This window comes from Streptomyces sp. PA03-1a, assembly GCF_033792805.1.
In the GTDB taxonomy this organism is placed as follows: Bacteria; Actinomycetota; Actinomycetes; order Streptomycetales; family Streptomycetaceae; genus Actinacidiphila.
The window spans coordinates 1-12,787 of sequence record NZ_JARAVO010000263.1; the positions used below are offsets into that span (position 1 = coordinate 1).

Consider the following 12,787-nt stretch of genomic DNA (forward strand, 5'->3'; position numbering starts at 1 on the left):
CCCGGGGGGGGGCACGGGGAGCGCGTTCAGAGGCGGCCCGCCACCGTGCGCGCCAGTTCCTCGAGCGGCTCGTCGAACCGGGACGGCTCCTCGTTGCGGACCAGCCGGATCGCGACCCACTGCCCGGACACCCGCAGGAAGACCGAACCGTCCTCCAGCCAGGCCTCGTCGCCGATGCCGTCGAGCGGCTTCAGTTCGTGGCCGAGCCCGCGTTCGGCGTCGTAGTAGTTCTTCCCCGACTCCCCCGCGAAGACCTCGACCTGGGCCGTCGGGCCGGACTCCGGTGCGGGGTAGGTGCAGGTCCCTTCCAGGTCCTGACCGGGTTCGAGGGCCGTACCGGCGAGCCGCTCGGCCTCCTCCTGCGTCACCAGGGCGCACGGGTCGCCGGCCGTCCCGCCCGGCGACGACGCGGACGGCTGCCCCGGGGACGCCGCGGACGACCCCGCCGCGCCCGGGGTGCCCGGCGCGGTCGCGGACGGCTCGTCGCCGGCGTCGTCGGCCGCCGGGTCCTGGCACCCCTGGAGCGCCAGGGCCAGCAGCGCCACCACGGGCGCCACCGCCCAGGCCCGCGTGCGCCTGCGGTCACCGGACCCGGTCCGGATACGTGCGTGCACCATCGATTCGGTCCCCCATCGGTACTGGCCCTCGTCCCCCACCCGGCCACACCGTGCCCTGCCCGGGTGCACCTACAGACGCACCGGGACGGCCGGCCGGTTTCGGCCGGACGAACTCGCGGTCGCACGGCGGCCGCCCGCGCGCCCCCGGCGCTCACCCTCGGGGACGATGCGGCACCGCACCCGACGACCTACGCTCGGGTCGCATACGGACAAGTACGCACTTCCTCATCTTGGGGGGCAAGCGTGTCGACATGGACGGCAGCGGACACAGAGGGCATCGAGGCGGGAGCGGAGCCCGCCGCGCGGGCGACCGCGCTGACGAAGGCGTACGGGACGGGCGAGACACGGGTCGTGGCGCTGGACGCGGTGGACGTGGAGATCGCCCGCGGCCGCTTCACCGCCGTCATGGGGCCGTCCGGCTCCGGCAAGTCCACGCTCATGCACTGCCTGGCGGGGCTGGACTCGGTCACCTCGGGGCAGGTCTGGATCGGCGAGACCGAGATCACCCGTCTGGCGGAACGCGAACTGACCCGGCTCCGCCGCGACCAGGTCGGCTTCGTCTTCCAGGCGTTCAACCTGCTGCCGACGCTCACGGCGGCCGAGAACATCACGCTGCCCATGGACATCGCCGGCCGCAGGCCCGACCGGGAGTGGGTGGACCGGGTGATCGACACCCTGGGCCTGCGCGACCGGCTGGGGCACCGTCCCGCGCAGCTGTCGGGCGGGCAGCAGCAGCGTGTGGCGTGCGCCCGCGCCCTGGCCTCCCGGCCGCAGCTGATCTTCGCCGACGAGCCGACCGGCAACCTCGACTCACAGGCGGGCGCCGAGGTGCTCGGCTTCCTCCGCGAGGCCGTGGACGCCCTCGGCCAGACCGTGGTGATGGTGACCCACGACCCCACCGCGGCGGCCTGGTCGGACCTGGTGCTCTTCCTGGGCGACGGACGGATCGTCGACGAGATGCACGGGCCCACCGCGGACGGCGTCCTGGAACGGCTCAAGCGGTTCGACGCGCTGCGCAAGCACGGCTAGGCACCGGCGAAATGCTCCGGGCGACGCTGCGCAGCTTCCTGGCCCACAAGGGCCGGCTGCTGCTCAGCGCGCTCGCCGTCCTGCTGTCGGTGGCCTTCGTCACCGGCAGCATGATCTTCTCCGACACCGTCAACCGCACCTTCGACCGCCTGTTCGCCTCGACGGCCGCCGATGTGACGGTGGGCCCCCCGGAGGCCTTCAGCGAGGACCAGCAGTTCGCCTCCGGCCAGGTGCGCACCCTGCCGGCGTCCCTGCTGGACCGGGTGAAGGCGGTACGGGGCGTCGCCGACGCGCGGATCGACGTCACCGTGCACAACACCACCGTCGTCGACGCGGAGGGCCGGCCGGTGGAGCCGACCACCGGCGCCCTCACCGTGGCCACCAACTGGTCGGGGAACCCGCGCAGTCCCGTCCGGCTGACCAGCGGGCACGCGCCGCACGGCCCCGACGAGGCGCTGATCGACGCCGACACCGCGGCGAAGCGTCACCTGGAGATCGGCGACCGGCTGCGGGTGCTGGCACAGCCGGGCGCGTTCTCGGTCCGGCTCGTGGGCATCGCCACCTTCACCACGACCAATCCGGGCGCCGCCCTGTTGTTCGTCGACACCTCCACCTCGCAGTCCCGCCTGCTGGGCCGGACCGGTGTCGCGACTTCGGTGCAGGCCGACGCCGCACCCGGGGTCTCGGACGACGTGCTGAAGAAGCGGATCGCCGCCGCGCTCGGTCCGCGCTACACGTACACGACCCAGGCGGAGCAGGCGAAGTCGGCGGTGGAGAGCCTGGCCACCTTCCTGGACGTGATCAAGTACGTGATGCTGGGCTTCGCCGGGGTCGCGGTGCTGGTCGGGGTCTTCCTGATCGTCAACACCTACTCGATGCTGATCGCCCAGCGCACCCGGGAACTCGGCCTGCTGCGCGCGCTCGGGGCGGACCGCGGACAGGTGCGGCGGTCGGTGCTGGTGGAGGCGTTGCTGCTGGGGGCGGTGGGCTCCACCGTCGGCCTGGTCTGCGGAGTCGGACTCGCGGCGGGCCTCTTCCGGCTGCTCGGGGTGTTCGGGATGAACATCGACGCCGCCGAGATGGTCATCCGCTGGCGCGTGCCGGTCGCCGCGTACGCCGTCGGTCTGCTGGTGACGCTGGTCGCGGCCTACCTGCCGGCGCGCCGGGCGGCACGGGTCTCCCCCATGGCCGCGCTGTCCGACGCCGAGGTCGCCGGGAGCGGGCGGAGCCTGCGGTCGCGGGCGGTGGGCGGCGCGGTCGCGACGCTGGTGGCCGCGGGGACGCTGGCCGGGGCGGCGGTGGCCGGGAGCACCGGTGACGCGGCGACGTTCCTGGGGATCGGCATCGGTCTTTCGCTGATCGCGGCGGTGGTCGTGGGGCCGCTGCTGGTACGGCCGGTGATCCGGGTGCTCGGCGGGGCGTTCCCCCACGTGTTCGGTCCTGTGGGGCGGATGAGCCAGCGCAACGCGCTGCGCAACCCGCGCCGCACGGGTGCGACGGCCGGCGCGCTGATGATCGGGCTGGCCCTGGTCACCGGCATGTCCATCGCCGGCACGTCGATGGCGAGCTCCTTCGACCAGGAGATCGACAAGGCCCTGGGCGCGGACTACGTCGTGCAGGGCGACCACTTCGCGCCCTTCTCCCCGGAGATCACCGACCGCGTCCGGAAGGTGCCCGGGGCCGGGGAGGTGGTGCGGGTGCGCTACGTCTCCGTCCTGATGACCCTGCCCGACCACCGCACGACCAAGCTGACGGGCACCGCGATCGGCCCCGGCGCGGACCGGGCGCTCAACCTGGACTACGCCGCGGGCGACACGGCGCACGCCCTGGCCCGCGACAGCCTCTCGCTCTCCGCGGCGTACGCCGCCCACCACGGGCTGCGCGTGGGCAGCCGCATCCCCGTGCGCTTCGTCGACGGCCGCTCCACGACGTTCACCCTGCGCGCGCTGACCACCAGCCAGAGCACCCTGCTCGGGGACGACGCCACCCTCACCATGGGCCTGGCCACCGCCGAGCGGTTCCTCCCCCGCGGCCAGGACGCCGCGCTCTACGTGAACGCCGCCCCCGGCACCGACAAGCCCACGCTACGCGCGAACCTGGAACGGGCCCTCAAGCCGTACCCGCAGGTGGAGGTCCGTGACCAGGCCGACTACAAGCAACTGGTGCGCACCCAGATCTCCGTGCTGCTGAACCTGGTGTACGCCCTGCTCGGCCTGGCGATCATCATCGCCGTGCTGGGGGTCGTCAACACCCTCGCCCTGTCGGTGATCGAGCGCACCCGGGAGATCGGGCTGCTCAGGGCGATCGGTCTGTCGCGGCTGCAACTGCGCCGGATGATCCGGCTGGAGTCCGTGGTGATCGCGGTCTTCGGCGCGGTGCTGGGGCTCGCCCTGGGGCTGGTCTGGGGCGTGGTCACGCACGAGGTGCTGGCGCTGGAGGGCATGCGGGCGTTCACCGTCCCGTGGACCACGGTGGGGGCGGTCATGGCCGGTTCGGTGGTGGTCGGCCTGGTCGCGGCGTTGCTGCCGGCCCTGCGCGCCTCCAGGATGAACGTCCTCGCCGCGATCGCCCACGAGTGAGCGACCCGCGGGCGGGGAAGGTCGTTGACCGGCGGAAGGGTCGGGACGAGGGGGCGGTCATGGCACGACGGTTCCGGTTCGGTGTGAATCTGCTCGAGCCCGCGCAGGGCGACGCGTGGGAGCGCAAGTGCCGCCGGGCGGAGGCACTCGGCTACGACGTCCTCCAGGTGCCGGACCACCTGGACTGGCCCGCGCCGTTCCCCTCGCTGGTCGCGGCGGCGAACGCCACGCGGCGCCCACGGCTGGGGACCTTCGTGCTCAACGCCGCGTTCTGGAACCCGGTCCTGCTCGCCCGCGAGGTCGCCACCACCGCCCGGCTCACCGGCGGCCGCCTGGAGCTGGGCCTCGGCGCGGGGTACGTGCGCGCCGAGTCCGAACGCGCGGGCCTGGCCTACGGCACCGCCCGCGACCGGGTCGACCACCTGGAACGCACCGTCGAGGCGCTGACCGGGCTGCTCGCGGGGCCGCACGGCACGGACGGAACGGGAACGGACGGAACGGGATCAGGCAGAACGGACGGCGCCGGTGCGCCCCTGACCCCGCTGCTCCTGGGCGGGAACGGCCCGCGCATGCTGCGCCTCGCGGCACGGCACGCGGCCGTCGTCGCCTTCACCGGCGCCGAGGCCGACCCGGCCAAGGACGACGGCACGCTGCGGCTGCTGTCCGCCACGACCGTGGAGGAGCGGGTCGCCACCGCGCGCGGCTTCGCCACGTCGTACGGCACCGACCCCGAGTTCAACGTCCTCGTCCAGCGGGTCGTGATCACCGAGGACCGCGGGGCGGCGGCCGGGGAGTTCGCCCCGCACGCGCCGCACCTGGACGAGAAGGAGCTGCTCGACCTGCCGACGCTGCTCGTCGGCACGGTCGCGGAGATCGCGGAGCAGCTGCGGCGGGGCCGCGAGCGCTTCGGCTTCAGCTACGTCACGGTGCTGGAACCCTCGATGGAGGCGTTCGCCCCGGTGATCGAGGAGCTGCGCCGCGACGAAGCAGGCGAAGGGCACGAGGAAGTGCACGGGTAAGACGGGTAGGAGCGCGGGGAAGAGCGCGGGGAGGCGTCATACGCTCGCCGCCCGGGCCTGGAGGATGGTTGGCTGACCCTCATGGACGATCTCGGGATACGCAACGCGGTACCGGCCGACGCCGAACGGGTGCTGGACTTCTGGAAGACGGCCGCCGAGGGCACCAGCGTCAGCGACGACCCGGAGGGCGTGGCGCGCCTGATCGCACGCGACCCCGAGGCCCTGCTGCTCGCCGAGGACGGCGGCGTGCTCGTCGGCACGGTCATCGCCGGCTTCGACGGCTGGCGCTGCCATCTGTACCGGCTGGCGGTCCACCCCGAGCGGCGGCGGCAGGGCATCGCCCGGGCCCTGCTGGCGGCGGCCGAGGAGCGCTTCACCGCGCTGGGCGGCCGGCGTGGCGACGCCATGGTGCTGGAGCGCAACGAGCGCGCCCACCACGCCTGGCGCTCGGCGGGCTACGCGCCCGAGCACCACTGGCGCCGCTGGACCAAGCCCTTGCAGCGCACCCGGTAGCGCGCCGGGCGGGTCCGGGGCGCACCTCCCTGGCCGCGTTCCCGGGCTGTCCGTTGCGCCCGCGCTTCCTACGATGGGCGTATGGACGACCCTGCGAGTCCGTCACGTCTCCCTTCCCGTCGCCCACGCCTGCAGCGCGCGGTCCACCCCGGCCTGACCGATCATGGGACCGAGGTGTCCCGATGACCGAAGTGCTGCTCCTGGCCGTCGCCCTGCTGCTGACCCTGGCCTGCGCCGTCTTCGTCGCCGCGGAGTTCTCCCTGACCACGGTCGAGCGCACCGACCTGGAACGGGCCGAGAAGGCGGGCGAGCGCGGTGCCTCCGCGGCCCTGCGGGCCGTGCGCAGCCTGACGGTGCAGCTGTCGGGCGCCCAGCTCGGCATCACCGTCACCGGCCTGGTGATCGGCATGCTGGCGCAGGCCTCCATCGCCGAGCTGCTGGCCGGCCCGCTGCGCGCGCTGGGGATGTCCGCCGCCGGGGCCGCGTCGCTGGGCCTGGTGCTCGGCACCGGCGTGTCCACGGTGGTGCTCATGGTGGTGGGCGAGCTCGTCCCCAAGAACTGGGCGATCTCCCGGCCGCTGCCGGTGGCCAAGGCCGTCGCCCCGCCGCAGACCGTCTTCACCGCCGCCTTCGGCCCGCTGATCCGCCACCTGAACAACACCGCCAACCGTGTGCTGCACCGCCTGGGCATGGAACCCACCGAGGAGCTCGCCTCGGCCCGCAGCCCCGAGGAGCTGGTGGCCCTCGCCCGGCACTCCGCCCGGGCGGGCGCGCTGGAGGCCGACACCGCCGAGCTGTTCGTACGGACGCTGAGCCTGGCCGGGCTGACGGCCGAGAACGTGATGACCCCCCGGGTCCAGGTGGTCGCCCTGGAGGAGGGCGCCACCTGCCAGGACGTCGCCGACATCACCCGCGCCACGGGGCTGTCCCGCTTCCCCGTGCACCGCGGCGGCCTGGACAACGTCATCGGCATCGTCCACATCAAGGACGTCCTGGCCGTGCCCTACGAACGCCGCGAGGGCCACCCCATCACCCCGCTGCTGCGGGAGCCGGTGCCGGTCCCCGAGACGCTCGGCGTGGACCGGCTGCTGGACCGGCTCTCCGGCTCGATGAGCATGGCCGTCGTCATCGACGAGTACGGCGGCACCGCGGGCGTCGTCACCCTGGAGGACATCGTGGAGGAGGTCGTCGGCGAGGTCCGCGACGAGCACGACCCGCAGGAGACCCCCGACCTGGCCTTCATCCACCAGGACCGCACCGGCCGCCGCGTCTACGACGCCGACGGCGCGGTGCGGACCGACCGGCTCGCGCACATCGGCCTGCGGGCCGGGAACGGCCCCTACGAGACACTGGCCGGCCTGGTGGCCGAGCGGCTCGGGCGGATCCCCGCCACCGGCGACACCGTCGAGGTGAACGGCTGGATGGTCGAGGTCACCGACGACTCGCACCACCGTGCGGCGCACGTACGGCTGATCTCGCCGGCGCCGCGCGCGCAGAACGGGCTCGCCCCGCAGGACGCGGACGACGGGACGGCGGGTGCGCGATGATCTTCCTGCAGTTGTTCATCGGCGCGCTGACCCTGGTCGTGAACGCCTTCTTCGTCGGCGCCGAGTTCGCGATGATCTCCGTCCGGCGCAGCCAGATCGAGCCCCGCGCGGAGGCCGGGGAGCGCGGGGCGCGCCACGTGCTGTGGGGTCTGCAGCACCTGTCGCCCCTGATGGCCGCCGCCCAGCTGGGCATCACGCTGTGCACCCTGGTGCTGGGCATCGTCGCGGAACCGGCCATCGAGCACCTGCTCGCGCCGCTCTTCCACCTGCTGCACGTACCGCAGGGCGCCATCCACGCCCTGTCGTTCGCGATCGCCCTGACCCTGGCGACGTACGCGCACATGCTGCTCGGCGAGATGGTGCCGAAGAACATCGCGCTCGCCGCCCCGGAGCGGACCGCCCTCGTCCTCGGTCCCCCGCTGGTCACCCTGGCGCGGGCGCTGCGCCCGGTGATCTTCACGATCAACGCCTTCGCGAACGGGCTGCTGAAGCTGCTGCGGGTCGAGCCGAAGGACGAGGTCGCAGCGGTGTTCTCGGACGACGAGCTGGCCCGGATGGTCACCGACGCCGGCCAGGCCGGGCTGCTGGACGAGCGCGCCGCGATCCGCCTGCAGGACGCCCTCGAACTGGGCCGCCGCCCGGTCCGTGCGGTCGTCGTCCCGTGGGAGCGCGTGGTGTCCGCCCGCTTCGGGATAACCCCGGCGGGGCTGGAGCGCCTGGCCGCGCGGTCCGGGTTCTCGCGCTTCCCCGTGACCGACGACGCCTGCCGCATCCTGGGCTACCTCCACGTGAAGGACGCCCTGGCCCTCGGCCCCAGCCGCCACGACCAGCCCTTCCCGCGGGGCGCCCTGCGCCGGATCACCCGGGTCGTCGCGGCCACCCCGCTGGACGACGTCCTGGCGGCGATGCGGGCCAGCGGCGCGCACCTGGCGGCGGTCGTCGACGACCAGGGCCGCGGCATCGGCCTGGTCACCATGGAGGACGTGCTGAAGGAGCTCGTGGGCCACGCACCGGCCGCCTGAAGCGACGGTCCGCGGGGCCGGTAGGATCACGCGCGCCATGCAGATGAACGCCACCCACACCAGCTTCGTCGCGCTCGGCGACTCCTTCACCGAAGGCATGTCCGACGCGCTCCCCGACGGCTCCTACCGGGGCTGGGCGGACCTCCTCGCCGGGCGCCTGTCCGCCCACGCGCCGGGCTTCCGCTACGCCAACCTGGCGGTACGCGGGAAGCTCATCCAGCAGATCGTGGACGAGCAGGTGGAGACCGCCGCCTCGATGGAGGCCGACCTGGTGACCCTGGTGGGCGGGCTCAACGACGTGCTGCGCCCCAAGTGCGACGTGGCGAGGGTGTGCGCGCTGCTGGAGGAGGCGGTGGAGCGGCTGGCGCCGAACTGCCGGCAGCTGGTGCTGATGCGCAGCCCGGCCCGCCGGGGCCCGGTCGCGACGCGATTCCTGCCCCGCATGGAGCAGCTGTTCGGCTTCGTCGACGACCTCGCCGCCCGGCACGACGCGCTCGTCGTGGACCTGTACGGCGCCCATGTGCTGGGCGACCCGCGGCTGTGGGCGGACGACCGGCTGCACCTGGACGGCGAGGGCCACCGCCGCGTCACCGAGGCGGTCTGGCAGACCCTCGGCCACACCCCGCAGTTCGACTGGACCGAGCCGCTCCCCACGTACGTGCCCCTGTCGTGGCCCGCCCGCCGCGCCGCCGACCTGCGCTTCACGCGCCGGCACCTCGTCCCCTGGATCGGCCGCCGCCTGACCGGCCGCTCCTCCGGCGACGGCCTGCCGCCCAAGCGCGCCGAACTGGTGCCGTTCGAGCTCTGAGCGGGCCCCGGCGGCGCCACGGCAAGAGGTCCGACGAGCCCCCGTCCGTCCGTTCCGCCGCGGGCAACAATGCGGGAACACCTGGCCACGGCCCGGCCCGCGGGTGCGCCCCGCCGGCCCACGGGACGGCGGGGCGCCTTCGTCATGTGCGGGGTCTACCAGTTGATGTCGTAGGAGCCCCACTGGATGTCGTTCGCCGGCCATCCGATGTCGCGCATGTGCCCTCCCCTCATCTGCGGATCCGGGTCGGGGAAACGCTATGGAGATCATGTCCGGGCGACTAGATCGCATTCGGCCATGACGGCATGCGCATGACCTAACTTGCCGTCGACCACCGACCAGGGCGCCTGCTTGGCGCGATCTCCACCAGCTCGCGCGGGCCGAGCCGGACGGATGACCGGCAGTCGTGACAGGTCCGGACGTCAGCACCGCCGGGACCGCCCGGGGCGGGCGTTGCCGCCGGGGAGGCGGGCGGGCTGGAGGTCGCGCGGGCCCCGGGCCTTCCGCCAGGCCTATCGGGCGCCGTAAGCCTTCCGGGTGGCCCTCGGTGGTCGGTCCGGCGACGAACGGACCCAGCCCGCGTACCCCCGGGCACTCCCGGGCCCCCACGGCGCTACGCGCATAGACCGGTGCGGGGCGCTGACCTGCGCCGACGCGCAGTAGAATCTCGCTACGTGACTTCCAAGCCCCGCATCCCCAACGTCCTGGCCGGCCGCTACGCCTCCGCGGAGCTCGCCACCCTGTGGTCCCCCGAGCAGAAGGTGGTGCTGGAGCGCCGTCTGTGGCTGGCCGTGCTGCGGGCCCAGAAGGACCTGGGGATCGAGGTGCCGGAGCAGGCCCTCGCGGACTACGAGCGGGTGCTGGAGCAGGTCGACCTGGCGTCGATCGCCGAGCGGGAGAAGGTCACCCGGCACGACGTCAAGGCGCGCATCGAGGAGTTCAACGCCCTCGCCGGGCACGAGCACGTCCACAAGGGCATGACCTCGCGCGACCTCACCGAGAACGTCGAGCAGCTGCAGATCCGGCTCTCCCTGGAGCACGTGCGCGACCGCACCGTCGCCGTGCTGACCCGGCTCGGCAGGCTCGCCGCCGAGTACGCGGAGCTGGTCATGGCCGGCCGGTCGCACAACGTGGCCGCCCAGACCACCACCCTCGGCAAGCGCTTCGCGACCACGGCCGACGAGCTGCTGGTGGCCTTCGCTCGGGTCGAGGACCTGCTGGGCCGCTACCCGCTGCGCGGCATCAAGGGCCCGGTCGGCACCGCGCAGGACATGCTCGACCTGCTCGGCGGCGACACCGCCAAGCTCGCCGAGCTGGAGCGGCGGATCGCCTCGCACCTCGGCTTCTCCGAGGTCTTCACCTCCGTCGGCCAGGTCTACCCGCGCTCGCTGGACTACGACGCCGTCACCGCGCTGGTGCAGCTGGCCGCCGCGCCGTCCTCGCTCGCCAAGACGATCCGCCTGATGGCCGGCCACGAGCTGGTCACCGAGGGCTTCAAGCCCGGCCAGGTCGGATCCTCGGCCATGCCGCACAAGATGAACACCCGCTCCTGCGAGCGCGTCAACGGCCTGGCGGTCATCCTGCGCGGCTATGCGTCGATGGTGGGCGAGCTGGGCGGCGACCAGTGGAACGAGGGCGACGTCTCCTGCTCCGTGGTGCGCCGGGTCGCCCTGCCGGACGCGTTCTTCGCCTTCGACGGCCTGCTGGAGACCTTCCTGACGGTCCTCGACGAGTTCGGCGCCTTCCCGGCCGTCATCGCCCGCGAGCTCGACCGCTACCTGCCGTTCCTCGCCACGACGAAGGTGCTCATGGGTTCGGTGCGGGCCGGCGTCGGCCGCGAGCTGGCGCACGAGGTCATCAAGGAGCACGCGGTCGCCTCGGCGCTGGCCATGCGCGAGAAGGGCGTGGAGCGCAACGAGCTGCTGGACCGGCTCGCCGAGGACGAGCGCATCCCGCTCGACCGCGCCCAGTTGGACGCGCTCATGGCCGACCGCCTCTCCTTCACGGGTGCGGCCGCGGACCAGGTCGCGGAGGTCGTACGCCGGGTCGGCGAGGTCGCCGAGCGCCACCCGCAGGCGGCCGCCTACACCCCCGGGGCCATCCTCTGACCACGGTCGGGCGCACCCGCCCCACCCAGGACGAGCTGGAGGCCGCCCGCGACCGCGTCATCCCCGACGTGATCGCGGACGGCCTGGGGGTGCTCTTCTGCGGCATCAACCCCGGGCTGATGTCGGCCGCCACCGGTCACCACTTCGCCCGCCCCGGCAACCGCTTCTGGCCCGTGCTGCACGCCTCCGGCTTCACCCCGCGCCGGCTCGACCCCGCGGAGCAGGACGAACTCCTGGCGTACGGGCTGGGGATCACCAACGTCGTCGCGCGCGCCTCCGCCCGGGCCGACGAACTGACCCGCGACGAACTGCTGGAGGGCGGGCGGCTGCTGACGGAGAGGGTCCTGCGCCACGAGCCGCGCTGGCTCGCCGTCGTGGGCGTCACCGCCTACCGGGTCGCCTTCGCCGAGCCCCGCGCCCGCATCGGCCCCCAGGAACGCACGGTCGGCGGCACCCGGATCTGGGCCCTGCCCAACCCCAGTGGCCTGAACGCCGGTTGGTCGACGCAGGCGATGACGGAGGAATACGGCCGCCTCCGCGACGCGTCGCAGGCATGATGCACACGTGGGTACGGGGACCGAGGAGGAGGCCCGGGGCTGGCTCGCCGCACGCGGCGTGCGGCAGGCCGGTGACGACGCATGGACCGACGACGAGCACCCCGGCCGCCGGTTCACCACGAACGAGATCGCGCACTCCCGGGCCTACGAGGTCTTCGTCGAGGAACACCTGGACGCCGAAGGCCAGGTGCGGCTCGCGTTCGGGCTGCTGGACCTCCTCGACGACTACTGGGTGACCTGCGAGATCCGCATGGCCGACCGGGGTCCGGACGGCCCCTTGCCGTCGGGTGCGCTCTGGGATGGCTACCGCCGGCGGCTGGAAGCGGAGCGGGACGCCGAACCCGTCACCTACTCCCTGTGGGTCGACTGGTTCGAGGACCGGAGCACCGCCGCGACGGCCTTCGCCGAGGTCCTCGGGCGTGACCTGGAGCGCCTGCGGGACGACGCCTCCCCCGCCCTGCTGCTCCGTGCCCGGCGAGTGCTGGACGGCTCGGGCCCGGTACCCTGGCCGGTGAAGGAGGAGGCGTACGACGTGGCCGCATGCCTCCCCGCGCTGCACGGGGCGCTCTTCAAGGGCCTGTTGGCCTCGTACCACGACTTCCACGGCGACCTGCGCCCGGATGCGGCACTCGCCCTGCTGTCAGGGCTCGCACTCTCCCCGGACACCCGGCACCTGGCGCAGCTGCGCCTCGTCCTGTCCGCGGGGCACCGGAACCACCACCGCAGCCCCGGCGCGTGGGACGCCGCCCTCCGGGCCGCGTCCTGACACCGCCCGCCCGGTCCCGGAGGCCGCTCACGGGGTGCCCCCGTGGACCAGGGGTCCGGGACGTGGCGCGAGCAGCCGGGTCAGGAGCGGGAGGGCGGGGTCCCACGCGCCGGGGCTGCGGGGGTGGTTCCGGGGCCCCGCCGACAGGACGCGGTCCCTTTACAAACTCTGACGCTGCCGAAGAAAAAAATATTGGAAATTCTTTGGGAGCCAGTTCTATTA

The 12,787-nt window shown here is 73.6% G+C and carries 11 protein-coding genes; 10 read left to right on the forward strand and 1 reads right to left on the reverse strand.

Annotated features, from left to right (window positions below):
* Positions 1-26: 26 nt before the first annotated feature.
* Positions 27-617, reverse strand: a complete 591-nt coding sequence (locus tag PV341_RS38410; RefSeq protein ID WP_500331232.1) for a DUF3558 domain-containing protein — start codon at positions 615-617, stop codon at positions 27-29.
* Between the two features lie 243 nt (positions 618-860).
* Between PV341_RS38410 and PV341_RS38415 the strand changes: the two genes are divergently transcribed.
* The 10 genes from PV341_RS38415 (at position 861) to PV341_RS38460 (ending at position 12,565) form a co-directional block, all read left to right on the forward strand.
* Positions 861-1,646 carry an ABC transporter ATP-binding protein gene (locus PV341_RS38415; protein ID WP_500331231.1) on the forward strand — a complete coding sequence of 262 codons (786 nt, stop codon included), beginning with the start codon at positions 861-863 and terminating at the stop codon, positions 1,644-1,646.
* 11 nt (positions 1,647-1,657) lie between these two features.
* Complete coding sequence (locus PV341_RS38420; RefSeq protein WP_500360241.1) at positions 1,658-4,225, forward strand: ABC transporter permease; 2,568 nt, start codon at positions 1,658-1,660, stop codon at positions 4,223-4,225.
* Positions 4,226-4,284: 59 nt separating this feature from the next.
* On the forward strand, positions 4,285-5,244 hold the full coding sequence (locus PV341_RS38425) for a TIGR03621 family F420-dependent LLM class oxidoreductase (protein ID WP_500360242.1): 960 nt from the start codon (positions 4,285-4,287) through the stop codon (positions 5,242-5,244).
* 81 nt (positions 5,245-5,325) lie between these two features.
* Positions 5,326-5,757: a GNAT family N-acetyltransferase gene (locus PV341_RS38430; protein ID WP_500360243.1), complete on the forward strand. Its 432-nt coding sequence runs from the start codon at positions 5,326-5,328 to the stop codon at positions 5,755-5,757.
* Positions 5,758-5,939: 182 nt separating this feature from the next.
* The gene (locus PV341_RS38435; RefSeq protein ID WP_500331224.1) at positions 5,940-7,304 is read left to right on the forward strand and encodes a hemolysin family protein; all 1,365 of its coding nucleotides are present in this window, start codon (positions 5,940-5,942) and stop codon (positions 7,302-7,304) included.
* Positions 7,301-8,326, forward strand: coding sequence for a hemolysin family protein (locus PV341_RS38440; protein ID WP_500331222.1), 1,026 nt, complete (start codon positions 7,301-7,303; stop codon positions 8,324-8,326). Before PV341_RS38435 ends, PV341_RS38440 begins: the two co-directional genes overlap by 4 nt.
* 37 nt (positions 8,327-8,363) lie before the next feature.
* Positions 8,364-9,134 carry an SGNH/GDSL hydrolase family protein gene (locus PV341_RS38445; RefSeq protein WP_500331220.1) on the forward strand — a complete coding sequence of 257 codons (771 nt, stop codon included), beginning with the start codon at positions 8,364-8,366 and terminating at the stop codon, positions 9,132-9,134.
* A gap of 674 nt (positions 9,135-9,808) precedes the next feature.
* Positions 9,809-11,242, forward strand: coding sequence for an adenylosuccinate lyase (gene purB / locus PV341_RS38450; RefSeq protein WP_500331218.1), 1,434 nt, complete (start codon positions 9,809-9,811; stop codon positions 11,240-11,242).
* 68 nt (positions 11,243-11,310) lie between these two features.
* Complete coding sequence (gene mug / locus PV341_RS38455) at positions 11,311-11,799, forward strand: G/U mismatch-specific DNA glycosylase (RefSeq protein ID WP_500331216.1); 489 nt, start codon at positions 11,311-11,313, stop codon at positions 11,797-11,799.
* A gap of 7 nt (positions 11,800-11,806) precedes the next feature.
* Positions 11,807-12,565 carry a hypothetical protein gene (locus PV341_RS38460; protein ID WP_500331215.1) on the forward strand — a complete coding sequence of 253 codons (759 nt, stop codon included), beginning with the start codon at positions 11,807-11,809 and terminating at the stop codon, positions 12,563-12,565.
* The last annotated feature ends 222 nt before the right edge of the window (positions 12,566-12,787 follow it).

What these genes read in the sequence shown, in the direction of transcription:
- PV341_RS38410 (WP_500331232.1), bottom strand. Translation starts at nt 617, where the DNA reads ATGGTGCACGCACGTATCCGGACCGGGTCCGGTGACCGCAGGCGCACG.
- PV341_RS38420 (WP_500360241.1), top strand. Translation starts at nt 1,658, where the DNA reads ATGCTCCGGGCGACGCTGCGCAGCTTCCTGGCCCACAAGGGCCGGCTG.
- PV341_RS38425 (WP_500360242.1), top strand. Translation starts at nt 4,285, where the DNA reads ATGGCACGACGGTTCCGGTTCGGTGTGAATCTGCTCGAGCCCGCGCAG.
- PV341_RS38430 (WP_500360243.1), top strand. Translation starts at nt 5,326, where the DNA reads ATGGACGATCTCGGGATACGCAACGCGGTACCGGCCGACGCCGAACGG.
- PV341_RS38435 (WP_500331224.1), top strand. Translation starts at nt 5,940, where the DNA reads ATGACCGAAGTGCTGCTCCTGGCCGTCGCCCTGCTGCTGACCCTGGCC.
- PV341_RS38440 (WP_500331222.1), top strand. Translation starts at nt 7,301, where the DNA reads ATGATCTTCCTGCAGTTGTTCATCGGCGCGCTGACCCTGGTCGTGAAC.
- PV341_RS38445 (WP_500331220.1), top strand. Translation starts at nt 8,364, where the DNA reads ATGCAGATGAACGCCACCCACACCAGCTTCGTCGCGCTCGGCGACTCC.